Raw genomic sequence first — 21,165 nt, 5'->3', positions numbered from 1 at the left:
GCAATACAACACTATATATGTCCACATAAAAATTAAAAGTAAAGCACTATTATTTCTATAATATTAAATTTTATAAGAAAGTAAATATACTTATAGTCTTACCATCTATAATCTCGCCTTTTTTTATCATATCCTTAACATCTTTTATATTATAAATCTTTACATTTGTAAATTCATCTTCATCTTCATTCTTTTCTCCCAAAGTTAAGTTATAAGCTTTATACAAATATATAATTTCATCACAAAATCCTGGAGCTGTTGCAATAGAACCTAAATATTCTATATCCTTTGCAATATATCCAGTTTCTTCTGTAAGTTCTCTCTTTGCACATTCCATAGGCTCTTCATTTTTATTAAGCTTTCCTGCTGGAATTTCTAAAATTACTTTATTTAAAGGCAATCTAAATTGTTCTACCAAAATTATATTTTCGCAATCTAAAAAAGCTATAATTGCTGCTGCTCCTGGATGCTTTATAATATCCCTATTGGTTTTACTTCCATTTGGCAATTCTACCTCTTTATTTATAAAATCTATGAAATTTCCTTTGTGAATTAATCTTTCGCTTAATATCTTTTCATTTAAATTCATAACCTTCTCCTTAATATAAAATATCTATAAGTTCAATTATTCTTTATTTCCAAGTAGATAATTACTTAAAACTCAAGACAAGAAATAATAAAATAAACTTATTACTTTATTTTACCATTACCAAAATTTAATATCAAAAATATTTTCCACTATAACATTCTCTGAATCTCTACTATATTTATATCAGGTAATTTATAATCTATAATTTTAAAAGGTACTTTTCTATATTTAAAAGAATATAAATAAATTGCGAAGCAATTTTCTAGTGCACAGTTCACAAGACACAGTTTACAGTTGTTTCCACTTTTTAGGTAACAGAGAACAGATATCAAGTACTAAGTGTAAACTTTAATTAAAAATTAAAGACACCTACTTTAGGGCAAGCTTCAGTAGATAGGTTTTTATACTAAGTACTCTTTATTCCAAAATCCTATAAAGATTTTTTCCATCACTATTCACTATTTTGCTTTGCAATTTATATCACAATCTGTTTCCTGTTCCCTTTTACCTGTTCCCTTATCTCAAAAACTGTGAACCGTGAATTGTGCACTGTGAACTGAAATATTTTGCTTCGCAAAATATTTCAATTTAGGAGGTACCCTTGTCAAAAAAAGAAATATTCAAATATTTATCCGATGCTCTCCCTAATGTCGCAATAGGTGATTTAGAAGTAATATCAGAAAGCTTATATACTGCTCAAAGTGTTTATTCAGAAGATCAATTTAAGAATAAACTTGATGAAGTAATAAAAAATGTTAAAGCATGTATTTCTAAGTCATAATCTAAAAAAGGCAACAATTTATCATTTTTTTCTAATGATTGGTTGTTGTCTTTTATATTTATAATTTTTAATAAATTAATGAAAACCTTTATTTACTGACAAAACGTCAATAAATAAAGGTTTTTAAATAATGGCTTAAACACCAATATTAAGATACTTTATTCTTAAGTCTTAATTTATCAGCTATAATAGCTATAAATTCAGAATTAGTAGGTTTACCCTTTTCGTTATGGATAGTATAACCAAATAGCTTGTTTATTGCATCAACTTGACCTCTGCCCCAAGCTACTTCTATAGCATGCCTTATTGCTCTCTCAACTCTGGAGGCAGTTGTATTATACTTTTTAGCTATTGATGGATATAATTCTTTAGTTACAGCTGATAATAATTCCATATCATTAACAACCATGGTTATTGCTTCCCTTAAATACATATATCCCTTTATATGTGCCGGAACACCTATTTCATGAATTATATTAGTAATTTCAGTTTCTAAATCTATAGGTCCTTTGTTTTGACTTCTAACTTCTGTTTCAACTACTGTAGTTGGTTTTCTAACCACTTCATTAGAAGACCCATTAAACATTTCTCTTATTCTCTTAGTAAAAACATCCATATCAAAAGGCTTAACAACATAATAATCCGCACCTAATGTTATAGCTCTTTGAGTAATTTTGTCTTGACCTACTGCTGATAATACTATTATTCTTGGCATTTTTTCTAAGTTCATAGAATTAAGTCTTTCCAAGACTCCTAAACCATCTAAATGTGGCATTATTATATCTAATACCACTAAATCTGGTTGCTTTTCCTCAATAAGGGCTAAGGCTTCCCTTCCATCCTTAGCAACAGCAGTAACCACTATATCTCTTTGATTTAATAAATAATCATTTAAGATACTACAAAATTCTTTGTTATCATCAGCTATTAGAACTGAAATTTTTGAATCATTCATACTTTTCTCCCCCATCTTCCCAAAATACTCCATTTATTAAGAGTACCATACTAAGTTCCTTTTTAATTTATCTTTTAAATTCATCTATAAATATTATATATAGACATTACATAAAAAAACAATTCTTTACAGAATAAATTTAATATAATTATAGCACAATTAATTTAATTTTAATAGTTTTTTTACAATTTTTTCAAAATATTATTATAAAATTTATTTTAACTTTTAATAAACTTCACTTTTATGACAGCAAATTAATGAGAATACTTATATATCCTCATTAATTTATATTATAACACCTAAAATATTAATAACTCTTATTATTCTATTACACCGGCATCTTTTAACATCCACTCAATATATATTCCGTACCCTACATCTGGTTTATTAATTAACACATGAGTAACAGCTCCAACTAATTTATCATTTTGAATTATTGGACTTCCACTCATTCCTTGAACTATACCACCTGTTGTTTCTAGCAATTTTTCATCAGTAACTTTAATTACCATACTTTTTGGTCCTGGTTCTTCTTGTGGTAATATTTTTATTATTTCTATATCATACATTTTAGGACCATTTTCATCTATTGTAGTTATTATTTGTGCAGGTCCTTCTACTATTTCATTTCTGAAACCTACCTTTAATGGTTTATCAAATACTGGATTAGTCAAGTCTACTTTTGCTTCACCAAATATACCGGATTCAGTGTTTTTTTGTATCTTAGCTAAACTTTCTTTTTCATTTACAAATAATCCTTTTAGTTCGCCTGGAGAACCCTTTTCTCCTTTTCTAACACTTATTACTGATGAATTTAATAAATCTCCATCACTTATTGTAAATGGCTTATTTGTGTCTCCATCAGTTATTGGATGACCTAATGCACCAAATATTGAAGTGTTTTTATCATAAAAAGTAAGAGTTCCTATTCCAGCTGTTGAATCTCGCACCCAAAGTCCTAATTTATACTCATTGTTTTCTTTTTCTAAATCTATTTCTTTACTTTCAACATTCCCATTTCTAAGATAATCTACGCTTATTTTGGATTTATTTAAGCCTTTTACCTTTTTAGATAAATCTTTTGAACTTTGTATTTCTTCTCCATTAATTTTTATAAGAACATCACCAAGTTCTATTCCTGAAGTTTTTGCTGGACTTTCTATTTTACCTTCAACTGATTGTATTTCGGAATGCCCAACTACTAATACACCTTTAGTAGATAACTTTATACCAACATTTATTCCTCCTGGATATACTTCTAAATCATTTATTTTTGAAACTGAAACTGATTTTACAGGAATTAATCCTAATAATTTTATTTGAAGCTTATCCTTATTTATTTTAGTATTTTTCATAAAAATATTATTTGATACTATTAAATCTGAGCTTGGAATAGCCTCATTTATATATATTTTTTCCGGAATATTACTTAAACTAAAGAAAGTAATTAAACCCAGAATCAACATTGGAGTTATTATTACAACTAAATATTTAAATTTTTTCATTCTCATATTACCTCCTCCTTTGCTTCTGTATTTAACTTTCCCTCATGTTAATTCTTATATGCTGTATTAAGTTTGTTAAAAACGTTAAAAATTTTTAGTATATAACTTTAAAAATATAAAAAAATAAAATCATGGTAAATAACCATGATTTTAGTGTGTTCATTTTTTTATAAGTTATGTATGTCACTTATAAATAACTTTTTAATATTTCTTGTTTTTTTAATTCTGCAAAAGCAACCATTTCTGATGCATTTTCTAAGGTAACATCACTTACTTCATCGCCACTAGTCATTTTTGCTATTTCTTTAATTTTATCGTATTTATCTAGTGTTCTTATTTGTGTAAATGTTTTTTCATTTTCAACTTTTTTCGAAACAAAATAATGACAATCCGATAAAGCTGCTATTTGAGGTAAATGTGTTATACATAAAACTTGGTGCTTACAAGAAACCTGATACATCTTTTCTCCAACTCTCTTTGCTATAGTTCCACTTATACCTGTATCTATTTCATCAAATATAAGAGTTGGGATTTTGTCTTTATCAACAAAAACACATTTAAGTGCTAACATAATTCTTGAAAGCTCTCCACCTGAAAGTACCTTTTCTAATGGCTTTAATGGTTCGCCTGGATTTGTAGAAATTAAAAAGGAAACTTCATCAAATCCTCTTAAATTAAAATTTTTACTTTTTTCTATAGATATTTTAATTTGAGATTTTTCCATACCAATATAAGCTAATTCATATCTAACCTTTTCTTCAAGGTTAACTGCATTAGTAACTCTAATATTATGCATTTCTTCTGATACTGCTCTCATTTCTTCTTCTATAATTTCTTTTTTTAAATTTAATTCTTTTATTATTTCTTCAGAATTAATCATTTCATCATATTGTAATTTTAATTTGTCTAAATAATTTAAAATTTCTTCTACAGACTCACCATATTTTTTCTTATATAAACTAATCTCATATATTCTAGAATTAATCTTCTCAAGTTCAAATTCATCATAATGTATTTCTGATGATAAATCTCTTACTTCTCTAGATATTTCTTCTAGAGTATATAAAGCTTCTTCCATTCTCTCTCTTTTATCTTTTAACTTTTCAAAATGTTTTTCAACTATAGATAATTCATTTATAGCCTTTGATATACCTTCTATAACTGAAATACCTTCCATTTGATTATCTAAAAGAGAGTAGGTTTTATTTAAGGCTAAAGATATCTTTTCTGCATTAGAAAGTAGATTAAATTCTTCATTTAAACTTTCTTCTTCTCCAACTTTTAGTTTAGCCTTTTCTATATCTTCAATTTGAAATCTTATATAATCAACAAGTTTTTCTCTATCTTCATTACCATTTAGCTCTTTTATCTTCTCTAAAATTGAATTATGATCTTTTCTTAAGTCCTCAAATTTTTTTAAATAAATATCTAAATCTTCTCCTATAAAATCATCTAAATAATATATGTGAAAGGCTCTGTTTAGTAAGTTTTGATTTTGATGTTGTCCATGAATATCTAATAGTCCTTCTCTTATTCTTCTTAAATAAGAAAGTACTACTGATTTTCCATTAACCTTTATTATACTTTTTCCCGATAAAGTAGTTTCTCTTGATATTATAATCATACCTTCATCTTCAATATCTAATTCTTTTAAAACTTCAATAACCTCGTCATTTTCAATTGAAAAAACAGCTTCTACAAAAGTTTTTTCTTCTCCGTATCTTATTAAATCCTTTGAAAACTTTCCACCTAATACATAATCTATAGTATCAATTAATATAGATTTACCTGCACCTGTTTCTCCTGATAATATATTGAAACCTTCTCCAAATTCTACGCATAATTCTTGAATTAATGCAAAGTTTTTTATATTTAATTGTAACAGCATATTAATCACCTTTAATTTTATAAAATCATTTTTCTAACTTTGTCTACTAACTCTTCTGCTTTATCTAAACTTCTAACTAATATAAAAATTGTATTATCTCCAGCAATGGTTCCAGCAACCTCTGTATCAAATAATGTATCTATTGCTTCTGCAACTGCCATAGCTGATCCTGTCAAAGTTTTTACTACGACAAACTTATCTACATTTTCTACTGATATAGCTGCATTTGATAATATACTAGATAATTTGTCGTTTATATCCTTTGATTCCTTTGATGATGCAACGTATCTATAGTTGCCTGAAGCTCCTTGCATCTTAATTAGCTTTAATATTTTTATATCTCTTGATACAGTTGCCTGAGTTACATCAAAACCTGCCATTTTAAGTTCTTCTGCTAGTTCTTCTTGAGTTTCTATATCTTTCTCATTAATTATTTCTAAAATTTTATTATGTCTTTTCAATTTCAAATTAATCACCTTCACATTCTTCCCAGTTATTTAGAATTTTTGACCGTAGTACCTTAAAATAATCATAATCATCAAATAAAACTATATTAGCATATTCTTTTGCTTTTCTTATCTTTATTATGGTTTTACTAGTAGTTTTTATTGCTTTTTGCCCATCAAATGTTATATATAACTCTTCATCCCCATTTTCTGCTCTAACTTCAACCTCACTGCTACTATTTAAGATTATAGTTTGCATTCCCTTAGGATGAGGACATATTGGAGTTAGTGCAATAACATCAACATCCGGATAAATAAAAGGTCCTCCAGCTGAAAATGAATAAGCAGTTGAGCCTGTTGGAGTTGAAATAATTAGTCCATCACCTTTGAAGCTATAATATTTTTTCCCATCTATAAAAATTTGAAATTTTACCATTCTTGACAAGGTTCCTCTAGCTACAACTATATCATTTAATGCTAAGGATTCGCTTTTTATATTTTCTAGTGGTAATTCACAAGTTAAAAGCATTCTTTTTTGAGATATATAGCTCCCTTCTTTTAATTTTGTAAAGGCTTTATCAATTTCAGAAACTTCTATGCTTGATATAAAACCTAAGTTTCCAATATTAATTCCTAAGATTGGTACATCTAGTTTGCCGTTTATTCCTCTAGCAACACTTAAGATAGTTCCATCTCCCCCCAAAACTATTATAAGGTCGAGCAGTTCTTTAAACTTATAATTTATTATATCATAACTATTTAACATAATTATCTCTATATTATTAAAATGTTTATAAAGCTTTTCTCTAACCTTTATAGCCACTTTATTGTCTTTATCTTTAGATGGGTTTATTGCAATAGCAACTCTCTTCATCCAAAAGCACCCCTTATTTTTATTTTACAAGTCAAACATATCCATTTAAGACTTCAAAATATTTTGAAGCCTTAAATATACTAATTCTATAATAATTTTTACAATATATTATGAGATTCATTTACTATTCTATCTATATCATCTAATGTAAACTTTGATTCTCTTTTTGCATCTTTAGTAAAATAAACTAAGTATTCAATATTTCCTTCTGGTCCCTTTATTGGGGAATAGCTTACCGCTAAAATATTTAAGTTTTGGCTAATTAAGAATTCAGTTATATTTATTACTACTTCTTTATGAACACTTATTTCTCTTACTACGCCTTTTTTCCCTACTTTTTCTTTTCCTGCTTCAAATTGTGGCTTTATTAATGCCACAACTTCTCCATTATCATTTAACAAACTTAAAGTAGCTGGCATTATTTTTTTTAATGAAATAAAAGATACATCTATTGAAGCAAAATCTGTTGTTTCACCCAACTCTTCTGGGGTAACATATCTTATATTTGTTCTTTCCATACAGACTACTCTTGGATCGGTTCTAAGCTTCCAAGCAAATTGTCCATAACCAACATCAATAGAAAATACTTTTTTTGCATTATTTTGAAGCATACAATCAGTAAATCCCCCTGTAGATGCTCCAATATCCATACAAACTTTATTTTCTAAGTTCACCCCAAACTCTTTTATAGCTTTTTCAAGTTTTAAACCACCTCTGCTGACATATGGTATTTCTTGTCCCTTAAAAATTATATCTGCATCAATATTGACCTTTTCTCCTGCTTTATCAACTCTTCTTCCATCAACAAAAATCTTTCCTGCCATTATATTTGTTTTTGCACGTTCTCTTGATGTAAATATACCCTTTTCAACTAATAGTATATCTAATCTTTCTTTTTTCCCAGACATCTTTATCTCCTTTATTTGTTAAGTTCTATAATAGATTCTGCTATTCCTTCTGGATCTAATTTATTTTCTTTATAAAGTAAGTTTACATCACCTTGTGGTATAAATTTATCATTAAATCCTAATGACTTGAATTTATTTTTAAATCCTAGTTCATTTAATTTCATTAACACATAACTGCCAAATCCACCGTTTGTTATATTGTCTTCAATTGTAGCTATGTTATATCCATCATTTACAAGTTCTTGTATCATATTAGTATCTAATGGTTTTACAAATGTCGCATTTATTATAGTTGGATTAATCCCCCTAGATTCCAATATATCTTTAGCTAATAAAGCGTGTTGAAGCATTTTTCCTACTGCTATTATAGCTATCTTCTCCCCAGATATTAATTTTTCCCATTTACCATATTCTATTTTAGTTAACGGTAATATTTCTTTACAGCAATCAGCTCCTCTTGGAAATCTTAAGGCAACTGGTCCATCTTGAGAAAGTGCCCATTTTAACATAACTTTTATTTCATCTAAGTGCTTTGGTGCTAATACTGTCATGTTAGGTATTTGTGATAAATAAGATAAATCAAAAATACCTTGGTGTGTTTCTCCATCTTCTCCAACTAACCCAGCTCTATCTATTGCAAATACAACAGGCATATTTTGAATACATACATCATGAATCAATTGATCAAATGCTCTTTGCAAAAATGTAGAATATACTGCAAATACAGGTCTTAAGTTTGCACTTGCTAATCCTGCTGCAAGAGTTGTTGCATGAGCTTCTGCAATTCCAACATCGAAGAATCTTTTAGGAAACTCTTTTGCGTAGTCTTTAAGTCCTGTTCCATCAGGCATTGCCGCTGTAATAGCAACGATATCTTCATTACTTCTTGCCAGTTCTATCATAGCATCTCCAAATGCTTTTGAATAAGTTTTTGAACTTGGAATATAAGCTTCTCCACTTTCTAAATCAAATGGGCTTACTCCATGAAATTTATTTGGATTTTTTTCTGCAAGATCATATCCTTTTCCTTTACTTGTGACTACATGTATTATAACAGGCTCATCAATTTTCTTTGCCTTCTCTAATACTTCTGTCATGGTTTGTATGTCATGTCCATTTATAGGACCTATATATTTCAATCCCATATCTTCGAAAAGCATTGATGGTACTACAAATTGCTTTATGCTGTCTTTAAATCTAGATATATAACTTGCGACCTTTGTGCCTGCTTTTGAAGATTTTAAAGTTTCATTTATATTTGATTTCAATTTATTGTATTTTGGTGCCATTCTTAAATTATTTAAATGAGTTGATAATCCACCTACATTTTGAGAAATAGACATTTGATTATCATTTAAAATTACAATCATCTTTGTTTTATTAAAACCTACATCATTTAATGCTTCTAAAGCCATACCACCAGTTAATGCTCCATCGCCTATAACTGCAATTATTTCTCTATCTTCTTTTTTTATATCTCTTGCTCTTGCCATTCCTAAAGCAGCAGATATGGAGGTGCTGCTATGTCCTGTATCAAAGCAGTCATATTTACTTTCGCACCTTTTTGGGAACCCACTTAAACCATTATATTTTCTTAATTCATTAAATTTATCTTTTCTTCCTGTTAATATCTTGTGTATATAGCTTTGATGTCCAACATCCCAAACTATCTTATCTTTTTCCAAATTAAAACTTTTAAATAAACTTATAGTTAATTCTACAACTCCTAAATTAGAGGCCAAATGTCCTCCAGTCTTAGAAACACTATCTATTAAGAATTCTCTAATTTCTCCTGCTAAAACTTCTAGTTCAACATTTGATAGTTCTTTGACCTTTTCTGGAGAAGTAATTTTATCTAATATTCTTCCCATAATTAAACCTTTCTTTCTGTTAAAATTCCCTATTTAATAAATCTAAAGTTAAATTTTCTAAATCAATAGACTCTACCGAAAGGCCCTTCAACAATTCAAGACATTCATTTGTTAAATTTTCACATTCTTTTTTACAATCTTCTAGTCCATATAATGTTATAAAGTTAGATTTATGATTATTCTCGTCACTTTTGATATTTTTGCCAAGTTTTGAAACATCTCCTATTATATCCAATATATCATCTTTTATTTGAAATGCTAAACCAAGCTTATTTCCAAATTTATTTAAAATTTCTATATCTTTAGTTGGAGCTCCTGCAAGAATAGCTGCTGCTACAATAGATACTCTTATTAATTCTCCAGTTTTTTTGTTATGCATATAAAGAAGTTCTTTTTTAGATATGGACTTTCCTTCATTTATAACATCTACTATTTGACCACCGATCATTCCCTCTGGACCTGCTGCTTCTGCTATTTCCCTTGCTGCTTTTAAAGCTTTTTCTCCGTGTTCAATGGAAAATTTAATCATTAAACTCATTGCCTCATTTAGTAACATATCACCTGCAAGTACAGCAATATTTTCTCCAAACTTTTTATGATTGGTTGGCATTCCTCTTCTTAAATCATCATTATCCATACATGGCAAGTCATCATGAATAAGTGAATATGTGTGAATCATTTCTATTGCTGAGGCCATTTCTATTGTATCTTTGTAATTATCTTTATATAGATTATAAGTTAATAAAAATAATATAGGTCTTATTCTTTTTCCTCCTATATTTAAGCTATAACTTGCTGAATCATATATGATTTTATTATAACTTCCTTTATCTTTAAAATATACTGTTAAATAATCATTTATAATTTCTCTATAATTATCTATAATATTACTCATTCTTTAGCTCCACTTCCATATTTTCTTTTATAGTTATTAGCTTTCCTTCTAAAGAATTTATTGTTTTATATAATTTATTAATAAGTTTAACTCCAGCTTCATATTCTTTCATTAAGTCCTCAAGTGGCAATTCGCTATTTTCCATATTACTTAAAATAACTTGAAGATTTTTTATCATATCTTCATAAGATTCTTTTTTCGCCAAAAATTCTCAACTCCTTATTCAATAGAAATAATTTTCCCCTTAACATTTCCATCTTTGAATATTATGTTAATTTCTTCAAAGTCTTTTAATGCTTTTTTAGATGAAATTATATTTTTATCATTATCCTCTATAATTGTATATCCCTTTTTTAAAACATTTATAGGATTATGCGCTTCTAAAATATCATTTAAAGATCTTAGTTTTAGTTTTTCTTTTTCTATTCTATTGTTAATTATTTTTTTCATTTTATCTTGTATATTATCTATTTCTAAATAAGAATTAGATAATGTAACCTCTGGATTATTTAATTGTAATATTTTTTTATAATTAAATAATCTTTCTTTTTCATAATTAAATTTATTAAAGGCTATTTCCTTTATTCTTTTATTATAGTTTTCTATTTCTTTTATTATATCACTTTCTAATGGTACAGCAATTTCTGCAGCTTGAGATGGAGTTGATGCTCTATAATCGCTTACAAAGTCTGAAATTGTAAAATCAACTTCATGTCCAACGGCAGATATTATTGGAATCTTAGAATTAAATATTTCCTTAGCTAATTCTTCTTCGTTAAAATTCCATAATTCTTCTATTGATCCTCCACCTCTACCAATAATTATAACATCAACATTCTTATTTGTATTAAAAAATTTTATTCCATCTATTATTGTTTTATATGCCTTTTCTCCTTGAACCAAAGCTGGATATAATACAATATCAACAAAGCTGCTTCTTCTTCTTGAAACATTAATTATATCTCTTATTACAGCTCCAGTTTCTGATGTAACTACACCTATTCTTCTTGGCATTTTAGGTATAGCTTTCTTATGAATTTCATCAAAGTAGCCTTCTTTTTGCAGCTGTTTTTTTAATTTTTCAAACTTTATATGAAGTTCACCAATACCCTCTTTTTGTAATTTTTCTATATATAATTGCAAAGAACCTGTTTCTGAATAGATAGAACATCTTGCATTAGCTATAACTTCCATTCCCTCTTGCAATTTAAAATCTAAACTTATACTATTACTCTTAAACATTACACAATTAATTTTACTTGTTGAATCTTTTAAAGAAAAATATATATGTCCACTACTATGATACTTTAAGTTAGATATCTCTCCTCTTACTAAAAGATTATTTAATATAAAATCATTGTCTAATGTTTTTTTTATGTAGCTATTAAGTTCACTAACTGTTAATGTTTTAATTTTCATTATTTTCTAATGCCTCACATGTGTTTTTAATAAGCAATGTTGTTGTTAAAGCTCCAACACCACCTGGAACTGGCGTTATCATTTTGACTATATCAGAAATTTTATCAAAATCAGCATCTCCTGTAATTTTACCATTTACAGCTGAAGTTCCTACATCTATTATTATTGAATTACTATTTACGTATTCTTCATTTAAAAATTTAGGTTTTCCTATTGCAACAACTATTATATCCGCTGATTTACAAATTTCTTTTAAGTTTCTTGTTTTTGAGTGGCAAATGGTCACAGTAGAATTTTTATTTAATAATAATTGTGATACAGGTTTTCCTACAATATTACTTCTTCCTATAACTACAACATTTTTTCCTTCTAACTCTATATTAGATCTTTCTAAAATATTTATAATAGAATTAGGTGTACAAGGTATAAATGTTTTTTCACCACAGTATAATTTTCCTTGATTAATATATGTTAAACAATCTATATCTTTTTTTGGGGAAATTATATTAATTATTTTCTTTTCATTAAATGATTTTGGAAGAGGTAATTGTAATATTATTCCGTCCACATCTTTATTATCATTTAGCAATTCTATTTCTTTAATCAAATCCTCTTCTGATATCTCTTCATTTAGTAACAATTTTTCAAAATTACATCCTAAGGAAATCGCAACCTTTTCTTGATTATTTATATAATATATAGACCCTCCATCATTACCTACTAAAATAGATACTATCTTAGGAGATCTAAAACCTTTTTCTTTTCTTTTTAATATGTATTCCTTTATTTCTTCTTTTATATCCTTTGCTATTTCTTTACCATTTATAATTTTCCCCATAAAAAATTCCCCCATTATTTTTTATAACTCTTTAAAAGCTCTATCTAAAACTCCATTTATAAATGAAACACTTTTCTCATCTGAATATTTTTTTGTTATCTCAATTGCTTCGTTTATAGCAACCTTTTCTGGAACATCTTCTAAATACATCATTTCTGCAATAGCTAATCGAAGTATTGATATATTAACCTTTGATATTCTATCTAACTTCCAGTTAATTAATGAGCCTTCAATTTTTTTGTCTATTTCATTTATATTTTCTTCAACCTTAGCCAAGATTTCTTTTATGTACTCTAAATCTATAGTCTTTAAATTCATTTCATAATCTTCTATAAATGTTTCAATGGTTTCCTCTAATGTATTCTTGCTTAAAGTCATTCCAAAAAGCAATTCCATTGCTATTTCTCTAGATTTCTTTCTATTCATTTTATCCTCCTTAGTATCTACATACTATTATTATTAACTTTCTATAACTTTCTAATCATAAATATACTACAACAAATTTATTTAAAGCACAAGGAAAACACCCTCTGAAAAATCAGAGGGTGAAATTAATTTTCCTTACTTTCTTCTTTTTCAGTTTTTGGTATATAAATGCTTTGAACATTTATGTTTACTGAATCAACGTTTAATCCAGTCATTGTTTCTACTGTTCTTTTAACATTTTCTTGAACAGCATTTACTACTTCAGGTATTTTTATTCCATACTCTACCGCTAAATTTAGGTCTATTACAGCACTATTTTCATTTAATGTTACTTTAACATTTTTTCCTATATTCTTCTTACCTTTTAATAATTGTGATATGTTGTTACCACCTAATTGTTGTAAGTCTTCTACGCCTTTAATTTCTTCTGCTGCAATTCCAGCTATTACACTAACAACTTCATCAGAAATTTTTACTATTCCTAAATTATCATCATAATTTTTATTTTCCATATATTTACCTCCTAAAGGTTTTGATGACAAAACTCTTTTTTTCTTATGTTCATTATATCAAACCAATAATTATATTACAACGAATTATTTCTTTGACTCTATTATAACATCACTTATTCCTGAAACATTTTCTGCTATTTCTTGAATTGCTGAACTGTCAGCATCTGTTATTTCTTCAGCTTTAACAACTACTCTAACCTTATTTCCTTCTATGGAGCATAGTACATCTTCAAAACCTTGATTTTTAACATTTACTTCTATTCTTCCTTCTTGATCTATAAGCATAGTTTTTTCTATATATTCGTTATTAGCGATATCTTTTTGCTCTTGTGATACATTTTCATCGTCTTTCATTGATGTTAATTGTTGAAGTGTTGCTGCATCCTTTTGTTCTTTTTCGCTTCTTAAACTATAAAAATAATCTTGTGTTCCTAATGTTTCCTTATCATCTTTCTTTTCATTATCCTTATTTTCCTCTGTTCCTTGTGATATTACTTGGCTAAAGTCTGTTGGATCATTTAGTCCTGTCTTGTTTAGTCTTGCTGCTATAACTCCTACACATACTATAAGAGCCATTAGCGTGAAAATAATTCCAAATTGTTTTCTTGTCATTTTTGGTTCCCCCCATCTATTTTTCATTTTAATTATATGCTAATTTTTCATAGGATATACATTAACCTTATCTATTGAAATACCGTATAATCCAGATACAGCTACTTGTATATCGTATTTAACCTTTGCACTACTTGCACCCTCTGCTACTACCATAACTCCACTTATCTCTGGTTTATTTATTTGCAGAATATATGGTTCATTCTTTCCATTATCTACAGACATAACAACTTTAGTTCCATCAGTTTGATTAGTATTTTTTCTCTTTCCACCTTGATTATCAGTTTCTTCTGTCGTCGCCTCTTGGGTTGTTTCTTCTGTTGCAGGAATCTTTACTTCTCCACTTTTAAAATGAATTTTAACATCAACTTCTCCTACGTTTTCAATTTTACTTAAAAGATCTTTTAATTCCTTTTTTTCCTGTGCTTCAAAATTACTCATAGTTTCTTCAACTTGTTCTTGTAAATCTGATGAGTTTTTTGTAATACTAGTACCATTTGTTGGTTTGTCTTCTTTTTTTCTTGCATTAGTTAAAAAACTAATAGCTAATAAAACAAAAGCTAAAACTAATGCAATACATACTGCATTTAAAAACTTTTTATCATTTATAATAGTAGATAGCTCTTTTTTCCAATCACCTTTCCCCATTTTCTCACTCCTATCAATTTACTTTATAAACTTTTATCTTGTCTTTTGAAACATTTAGTGTTTCTGATAAGTAACTCACTATTTCATCTTCTTTTTCTACTTTATCTTCTTGGGAGTACACGCTTTGGCTATCTTCTTTTGTATTTATAATTATCTTTTGTATTTTTGATACATCTTTATTTTTAACTCCAACTTTAACTGTATTAATGGAGTATTTAATGTTATCCATATCAACGTCACAATCTATTTCACTTGAAAATTCATTATTATCAAATTTTTCTTTTAAAATTCTATTACAATTTTCTTCTAAATTTTTCTTAAATGTATTTTGGCTATTATTGTTATATTCCTTATTAACTTCAATACTTTGATTTTTGCTTAGATCTATATACTTTTGTATCTGTATTGAAATGTTTTCTTCACCCTTTGTAAAGACAGAAATTATAGGAGATAACATAATTGCTATAAATATTAACCCTAAAACAAATTTTAAGTACTTTTTCATGTTATTATCTGGCGCTATTAATTCTACTGCAGTCATCAATATAAGCATTGTAACTAGGGTTATAACAAATTCCTTTAATTCCTCCATTGTTCTCTTTACCCTCCTATAACAAATTTCCCTGCCGATGCCATGATTGCAAGTAGTACAAAGAACATTAAACTTACAGACAATACGCATGATAGTATTAGTATTAATGAGTCCCCAGCTGCTGCTATTGAATTTGTAATTCTTTTATCACTTATTGGTTCTATTATGGCTGCAGTTATTTTATACACAAATGAAATCAAGATTATTTTAATTATTGGATACAACATCATAAGTATTATTATGATTAACCCAACAGAGCTTATAGCATTTTTTATTATTAATGAATATCCTGCAACTGATGCTATTGCATCTGAAAAAGCTTTTCCAACTATTGGAATAAAATTATCTATTGCAAACTTTGCTGTTTTTAGCGTAACTGCATCTATTGTTGATGAAGTTATTCCCCTTACTGTTAATAATCCTATAAATATCGTTAATATTATTCCTTGAAACCATATTGTTATTTGCTTAGTAAGTTTACACAAATTACTTATTTTATTTTCAGTTGAAATATTATTTGCAAACTCTAATACAAAGGTTACAAGTATTAAAGGTATAATTACAGTTGTATAAATTCTTGGAATAATAAGTGTAGCTCCAATAACTATAGGATCCATAGTTGCGGCTTGTGTAAATCCACCTATTGTACCAATCATCATAACCAATACGGGTAAAATAGCCGACATAAAATCAGATAAATCTTTTATTACACCAACAGCTATATTTATAGAAACTATAAAGCTTTTTGATAAAATCACTATTAACAATGCATAGCATGCAAAAAATGCTATGTTTGATATCCCTTCACTTGAAAAAGCAGCTTGTAAATTTTTAAGTAGTGCACATATTATTGCAATTACTATTATGCTTACTGATAATGCTAAAACTGTTTTTACTTCTTTAAATAGAAAGCTTACAACTGCATTACTAATGGTTTTAAAGGATAAATTTCCTTCTCCATTTTTAATATAGCCTTTTATATATTCAACTGGATCCAAATCATTCATTATTTCAATATCAGACTTCATATTATTTATATAGTTATATAGTGAATTTAACTTACCATCTATTTCTTCATTTTCTAATTTAAATTCCTCTATATTTTTTTCAGTATTAATCTCTATGTTGTTTGTATTATCTTCATTAGCTAAAACACTTTTACCTGGAAGAATTATAAAAGTTATGATAATTATACTTATTACTAATATAACTCTATTTGTAAACATACTTTTTATCATAAAAACACCTACAATATTTGTAAAATTGATTGAAGTACAGCCATAAGTATTGGTATTGCTAATGTTAATATTAATATTTTTGCGGAAAAGTCAACCTTACTTGCTATACTAGAAGCACCTGCATCTTTACATATTTCACTACAAAAAGTAGCTAAATACGCTATGGCTAATATTTTTAAAACAACCCCTATATATACCATATCAATATTAGCTTTATTAGCTATATCTTTTATAAAGTAAATTACATCATTAAGTTGTGTAATGATGAATAAGAAAATTATTACACCTGCCGATAATGATATTAGTATTGATATATCACTTCTTCTATCTTTAAAAACTAGAAATATAAATAATGCTGCAAAAGCAAAGGCAACAATCTTAATAATCTCCATAATAACACCTATAGCATAAACATGGTTCTTATTGTATTAAATAGATTACTTATTAGTCCTATTACAGTAATTAATATAATTACTATTCCTGCAATATTGGTTATTACAGCAATATCATCCTTACCGCTTGCCTTTAAAACCTTATCAATAACTATAATTAGTACCCCCATAGCCCCTATTTTAAATATAATACTTACATCTAGCATTTATTACCCTCCTATTAAATTAAAAAAATTGATATCATCGCACCTATACATATTCCTAGTACTCTATACATTTTTATATTCTTTTTTGCCAATTCTTCAGCAGATTTACAATTTAATTTCATATTTTCTATTGTCAAATTAAATAGTTTATCTTGTCCATATACTCCAGATTCTCCAAGAGATCTTAAAAAATCTTTAACTATCCTCTTATCTTCATCCTGCAAATAGAATTCTGATTTGTTTTTCTTATATTCTTTTTCAAAAGCCTCATATACGCTTGTACTTTCACTTTTTAAAAGTTTGTCTGAAACATTAGATAAAACATAATTAACAGGTGATTCTACCTTTAATGAAATATATTTTAAAGCCTCTGGCAGAGGTGTATTAGTATACATTACTTCATTATTTAAAAATAATACTGATTTCAGTATTGAGTTAAGTTGCCTACTTCTCTTTTTAAAGCTTTCACCATAATAAAATCCTATATAAGTACAAGATAGAAAAATAATAATAACTGCTGTTATCTTAAGCACTTAAACTCCCCCTCCGTTCCTATTGAATATATTTGTTCTATTGTTCCTGCACCCTTTCTATTACTTAATACAACTATTCTATCTAAAATAGAGTTTTCTAATAAATCCTTAAATACTTTTCTCTTATAAACATCCTCTATACTATAACCATGTATTGTTACTATAATATTTACTCCTGAATTAAAAGCCATATGCAATGCTTCAACGTCTCCATCAGTACCAATTTCATCACAAATAAGTATATCTGGAGATAAGCTTCTAATGGCCATAATCATTCCTTCTTTTTTCAAACAATTATCTAAAATATCACTTCTTATCCCAACATCCAATTGAGCCACACCATTAAAGCAAGCTGCTATTTCACTTCTTTCATCTATGATAGATACCTTTTTCCCCTTTAAATCTATAAGTGGCATTCCTGACGAAATATTTCTTGCTATGTCTCTTAGAATTGTTGTTTTACCACATTTAGGAGGAGATACTATTAAAGTGTTAAACACTCTATCTTCTTTAGTTATGTATTTCATAATTTCATTAGAACATCCAATTACTTCTCTACATATTCTTATGTTTAAAGAGGAGATATTTCTTATAGTTCTAACTTCTCCATTTACTAAAACACATTCTCCTGCTATACCAATTCTATGTCCACCCCTTATGGTTATATAACCTTGTTTTATCTCTTCTTCATATGCATATAATGAATAATTAGATACCTTTACCAATATCTGCTTTATGTCCTCAATTGTAGTAACATATTTTAATATTATTTCTTTATGTGCTGTATTAATTATTATGGATTTATTAACTTTTATTCTTATTTCTTGAACAGGTTCCTTTAAAAGTATTTCTTTAACTTCATTGCTTATTTTTAAAGGTAGTACCTTTAAAATTTCTTCCTCATACCTCACTTTATCACTTCCTTTTGTAGTGTTATATTTAAACTTATTTCTTTCTATCAAATAATATTCATACTTATAATTAAATATGTAAAATATTTTTATTTAACCTAAAAAAATTTAAGCTAAAATAAAATACCTGCCAATTAAAAAATTGGCAGGTATTAAAGTTATTTATTAAATTACATTGCTTCTTTATTACAAAAAGGACATGGTATTACTTTATTATTATTTATAGATTCCTTTTCAACAAAAATAGGTTTATTACAATTTTTACAATTTACTTCTATGTATTCATCTTCCATTTCTATAAGATCTTCTATAGAAACTTCCTCAAATAACTCATCTTGTAACCCAGTAATATCCTCATCCATATATTGAACACTTTCTTCTAAATAATCCTGTCTCTCCCTCATATTATCAATTTCATTTGACATATCATCTAAAACAGACAAAATATTGCTGAAGATATTACTATATTTATCATCATTAATACTATGAATGTTCATTCTTATTTTTTCTATTTTATTTTTTATATTACTCATATCTTCACTTCCTTTTAAATAGAAATACTATCTATTCAAATTATACCCTAAAATTGGATAATATCTATAAAAAATTTTATTCTTTTATTTATATTCTAAATTAAGGGGATGTCGCAGACATCCCCTTATCACTATACTATACTCTTTCCATGTATTCACCAGTTCTAGTGTCTACTCTTATTACATCTCCTTCATTAACAAACATAGGTACATTAACAACTGCACCTGTCTCTAATGTAGCAGGCTTTAATGCATTTGTTGCTGTATTACCTTTTATTCCTGGATCTGCTTGAGTTATTAATAATTCAACAAAGTTTGGAGCTTCTACTGAGAAAGCTTCTCCTTTATAGAACTTAATTATAGCAAACATATTTTCCTTTATGAACTTTATAGCATCCTCTACTTTTTCATAGTTTAGTGGTATTTGTTCAAAAGTTTCTTGATCCATGAAGTAATATAATTCTCCATCTGAATAAAGATATTGCATTTCTTTTCTTTCAATTACTGCTTCTTGTAATTTAGCAGTTGGGTTAAATGTCGTATCAGTAACTCCCCCAGAAATAACATTTCTTAATTTTGTTCTTACAAATGCTGCACCTTTACCTGGTTTAACATGTAAGAAGTCTATTACTGTATAAACTTGTCCTTCATACTCGAAAGTAGCACCTTTTCTTAAATCTCCTGCTGATATCATTAAATATACCTCCAAAAACTTTATTCCATATTTAGCATAACCTTTTGTTATCTAATTCGTCATAACTTCAACAATATTTATGACATAACAAAAATATTTTATCAAAATTCACAAATAAATGCAATTACTTATACGAACTAAAAAGAAATATTGTCATTATTTACTTATTAATTCCAACTCTAATAAAATATTTTCTTTATCATAACTTAAATTATACTCATTAACATAGTAACCATTTATTTTTTCTAAATCATTTATTATCAGATCCTTATTGCCCTTTAAAACACATTTAATTACCCAATTTGTTTCATTAATTTTATTATAACTCAATATTGTTAAATTATTTATATTTTTGAACTCATTTTCTATGTCCTTTATATATTTAGCATTTTTTACTTCTGTTATACATTGAATAGCGTTATTGGATTCTTCTTTTTTATTCAGAATTACTAATAAAAGTTGACTAATTGTTATAAAAATAACTAATAAGTATATTATTTTTACTTTCTTCATAAGCTCACCTCTAATATAAATGAGTTATTTTCCTCTTTTATTATTGATTTAATCTTAAACTCCTCTTCAGCTTCTATTTTGAATACTTCTTCTTCTCCTTTTATCTTTATAATTCCACTACTATTTTGAATCTTCATATTTATTATGTTTGAATTAATAGAATTTACCCAATACTTTAAGTTTTCCCTTTTTATATCTTTTTCTAAATTTGAGTCTTTTTCTACTTTAAGTTTTTCTTCATTGATTTCTTTCTTATTAATTATAACTTTGTTAAAGGTTGTCGGAAAAAACATTATATTAAGTACTATCAATAACGTTATAAGTTTATTATTTTTCTTTTCTGAATTATCATTTAATCTTTCAATAAAATCCTTCGGTATAAAATT

Annotated in this window: 26 protein-coding genes and 1 pseudogene; 1 reads left to right on the top strand and 26 read right to left on the bottom strand. The window is 27.2% G+C overall.

Going from position 1 to position 21,165, the window contains the following annotated elements:
• Positions 1 to 70: 70 nt before the first annotated feature.
• Positions 71 to 589, bottom strand: a complete 519-nt coding sequence (locus tag A500_RS16310) for an NUDIX domain-containing protein (protein WP_016208667.1) — start codon at positions 587 to 589, stop codon at positions 71 to 73.
• 601 nt (positions 590 to 1,190) lie between these two features.
• On the opposite strand from A500_RS16310, the gene A500_RS16305 reads away from it, so the two are divergent.
• A complete protein-coding gene (locus A500_RS16305; protein WP_040437047.1) occupies positions 1,191 to 1,370 on the top strand; it encodes a hypothetical protein in 180 nt (59 codons plus the stop codon).
• Between the two features lie 148 nt (positions 1,371 to 1,518).
• On the opposite strand, the gene spo0A is transcribed toward A500_RS16305, so the two are convergent.
• From spo0A to A500_RS20830, 25 genes and pseudogenes are all read right to left on the bottom strand, one after another.
• Complete coding sequence (gene spo0A, locus A500_RS16300; RefSeq protein ID WP_016208666.1) at positions 1,519 to 2,325, bottom strand: sporulation transcription factor Spo0A; 807 nt, start codon at positions 2,323 to 2,325, stop codon at positions 1,519 to 1,521.
• 320 nt (positions 2,326 to 2,645) lie between these two features.
• The gene (gene spoIVB / locus A500_RS16295; RefSeq protein ID WP_016208665.1) at positions 2,646 to 3,836 is read right to left on the bottom strand and encodes a SpoIVB peptidase; all 1,191 of its coding nucleotides are present in this window, start codon (positions 3,834 to 3,836) and stop codon (positions 2,646 to 2,648) included.
• A gap of 181 nt (positions 3,837 to 4,017) precedes the next feature.
• A complete protein-coding gene (gene recN, locus A500_RS16290) occupies positions 4,018 to 5,718 on the bottom strand; it encodes a DNA repair protein RecN (RefSeq protein WP_016208664.1) in 1,701 nt (566 codons plus the stop codon).
• 17 nt (positions 5,719 to 5,735) lie between these two features.
• Positions 5,736 to 6,185: an arginine repressor gene (locus tag A500_RS16285; protein ID WP_016208663.1), complete on the bottom strand. Its 450-nt coding sequence runs from the start codon at positions 6,183 to 6,185 to the stop codon at positions 5,736 to 5,738.
• 1 nt (position 6,186) lies between these two features.
• Positions 6,187 to 7,038 (bottom strand): NAD(+)/NADH kinase, encoded by an 852-nt coding sequence (locus A500_RS16280; protein WP_016208662.1) that lies wholly within the window; start codon positions 7,036 to 7,038, stop codon positions 6,187 to 6,189.
• Between the two features lie 98 nt (positions 7,039 to 7,136).
• The gene (locus A500_RS16275) at positions 7,137 to 7,946 is read right to left on the bottom strand and encodes a TlyA family RNA methyltransferase (RefSeq protein ID WP_016208661.1); all 810 of its coding nucleotides are present in this window, start codon (positions 7,944 to 7,946) and stop codon (positions 7,137 to 7,139) included.
• A gap of 11 nt (positions 7,947 to 7,957) precedes the next feature.
• On the bottom strand, positions 7,958 to 9,817 hold the full coding sequence (gene dxs / locus A500_RS16270; protein ID WP_016208660.1) for a 1-deoxy-D-xylulose-5-phosphate synthase: 1,860 nt from the start codon (positions 9,815 to 9,817) through the stop codon (positions 7,958 to 7,960).
• 19 nt (positions 9,818 to 9,836) lie between these two features.
• Positions 9,837 to 10,712, bottom strand: coding sequence for a polyprenyl synthetase family protein (locus A500_RS16265; protein ID WP_016208659.1), 876 nt, complete (start codon positions 10,710 to 10,712; stop codon positions 9,837 to 9,839).
• The gene (gene xseB / locus A500_RS16260; RefSeq protein ID WP_016208658.1) at positions 10,705 to 10,917 is read right to left on the bottom strand and encodes an exodeoxyribonuclease VII small subunit; all 213 of its coding nucleotides are present in this window, start codon (positions 10,915 to 10,917) and stop codon (positions 10,705 to 10,707) included. The genes A500_RS16265 and xseB overlap by 8 nt, the downstream gene beginning before the upstream one ends.
• Before the next feature lie 14 nt (positions 10,918 to 10,931).
• Positions 10,932 to 12,131, bottom strand: coding sequence for an exodeoxyribonuclease VII large subunit (gene xseA, locus A500_RS16255; protein ID WP_016208657.1), 1,200 nt, complete (start codon positions 12,129 to 12,131; stop codon positions 10,932 to 10,934).
• Complete coding sequence (locus A500_RS16250; protein WP_016208656.1) at positions 12,121 to 12,969, bottom strand: bifunctional 5,10-methylenetetrahydrofolate dehydrogenase/5,10-methenyltetrahydrofolate cyclohydrolase; 849 nt, start codon at positions 12,967 to 12,969, stop codon at positions 12,121 to 12,123. The genes xseA and A500_RS16250 overlap by 11 nt, the downstream gene beginning before the upstream one ends.
• A gap of 21 nt (positions 12,970 to 12,990) precedes the next feature.
• A complete protein-coding gene (nusB, locus tag A500_RS16245; protein ID WP_016208655.1) occupies positions 12,991 to 13,395 on the bottom strand; it encodes a transcription antitermination factor NusB in 405 nt (134 codons plus the stop codon).
• Between the two features lie 125 nt (positions 13,396 to 13,520).
• Positions 13,521 to 13,907 (bottom strand): Asp23/Gls24 family envelope stress response protein, encoded by a 387-nt coding sequence (locus A500_RS16240; protein WP_016208654.1) that lies wholly within the window; start codon positions 13,905 to 13,907, stop codon positions 13,521 to 13,523.
• An 84-nt stretch (positions 13,908 to 13,991) separates the two neighbouring features.
• On the bottom strand, positions 13,992 to 14,519 hold the full coding sequence (locus tag A500_RS16235) for a SpoIIIAH-like family protein (protein WP_016208653.1): 528 nt from the start codon (positions 14,517 to 14,519) through the stop codon (positions 13,992 to 13,994).
• Between the two features lie 39 nt (positions 14,520 to 14,558).
• On the bottom strand, positions 14,559 to 15,167 hold the full coding sequence (gene spoIIIAG / locus A500_RS16230) for a stage III sporulation protein AG (RefSeq protein ID WP_016208652.1): 609 nt from the start codon (positions 15,165 to 15,167) through the stop codon (positions 14,559 to 14,561).
• Positions 15,168 to 15,180: 13 nt separating this feature from the next.
• A complete protein-coding gene (spoIIIAF, locus tag A500_RS16225) occupies positions 15,181 to 15,759 on the bottom strand; it encodes a stage III sporulation protein AF (protein ID WP_016208651.1) in 579 nt (192 codons plus the stop codon).
• An 8-nt stretch (positions 15,760 to 15,767) separates the two neighbouring features.
• Positions 15,768 to 16,997 carry a stage III sporulation protein AE gene (gene spoIIIAE, locus A500_RS16220; RefSeq protein WP_016208650.1) on the bottom strand — a complete coding sequence of 410 codons (1,230 nt, stop codon included), beginning with the start codon at positions 16,995 to 16,997 and terminating at the stop codon, positions 15,768 to 15,770.
• Between the two features lie 8 nt (positions 16,998 to 17,005).
• Positions 17,006 to 17,389 (bottom strand): stage III sporulation protein AD, encoded by a 384-nt coding sequence (gene spoIIIAD, locus A500_RS16215; protein ID WP_016208649.1) that lies wholly within the window; start codon positions 17,387 to 17,389, stop codon positions 17,006 to 17,008.
• A gap of 8 nt (positions 17,390 to 17,397) precedes the next feature.
• Positions 17,398 to 17,595: a stage III sporulation protein AC gene (gene spoIIIAC, locus A500_RS16210; RefSeq protein ID WP_016208648.1), complete on the bottom strand. Its 198-nt coding sequence runs from the start codon at positions 17,593 to 17,595 to the stop codon at positions 17,398 to 17,400.
• Between the two features lie 14 nt (positions 17,596 to 17,609).
• Positions 17,610 to 18,128: a stage III sporulation protein SpoIIIAB gene (gene spoIIIAB / locus A500_RS16205; RefSeq protein ID WP_016208647.1), complete on the bottom strand. Its 519-nt coding sequence runs from the start codon at positions 18,126 to 18,128 to the stop codon at positions 17,610 to 17,612.
• On the bottom strand, positions 18,116 to 19,039 hold the full coding sequence (gene spoIIIAA / locus A500_RS16200; RefSeq protein WP_040437045.1) for a stage III sporulation protein AA: 924 nt from the start codon (positions 19,037 to 19,039) through the stop codon (positions 18,116 to 18,118). The genes spoIIIAB and spoIIIAA overlap by 13 nt, the downstream gene beginning before the upstream one ends.
• A gap of 170 nt (positions 19,040 to 19,209) precedes the next feature.
• Positions 19,210 to 19,572, bottom strand: coding sequence for a CD1247 N-terminal domain-containing protein (locus A500_RS16195; RefSeq protein ID WP_016208645.1), 363 nt, complete (start codon positions 19,570 to 19,572; stop codon positions 19,210 to 19,212).
• Positions 19,573 to 19,708: 136 nt separating this feature from the next.
• On the bottom strand, positions 19,709 to 20,266 hold the full coding sequence (gene efp / locus A500_RS16190) for an elongation factor P (RefSeq protein ID WP_016208644.1): 558 nt from the start codon (positions 20,264 to 20,266) through the stop codon (positions 19,709 to 19,711).
• Positions 20,267 to 20,422: 156 nt separating this feature from the next.
• On the bottom strand, positions 20,423 to 20,779 hold the full coding sequence (locus A500_RS16185) for a hypothetical protein (protein ID WP_016208643.1): 357 nt from the start codon (positions 20,777 to 20,779) through the stop codon (positions 20,423 to 20,425).
• Positions 20,776 to 21,165 (bottom strand): annotated as a pseudogene (locus A500_RS20830) (hypothetical protein); the annotation flags it as partial. The pseudogene A500_RS20830 and the gene A500_RS16185, both read right to left, overlap by 4 nt.

It is taken from the genome of Clostridium sartagoforme AAU1 (genome assembly GCF_000401215.1).
GTDB lineage: Bacteria > Bacillota > Clostridia > Clostridiales > Clostridiaceae > Clostridium > Clostridium sartagoforme.
Note: the sequence above shows the minus strand (reverse complement) of the source record. Positions and strands in the feature narration are given on the sequence as shown.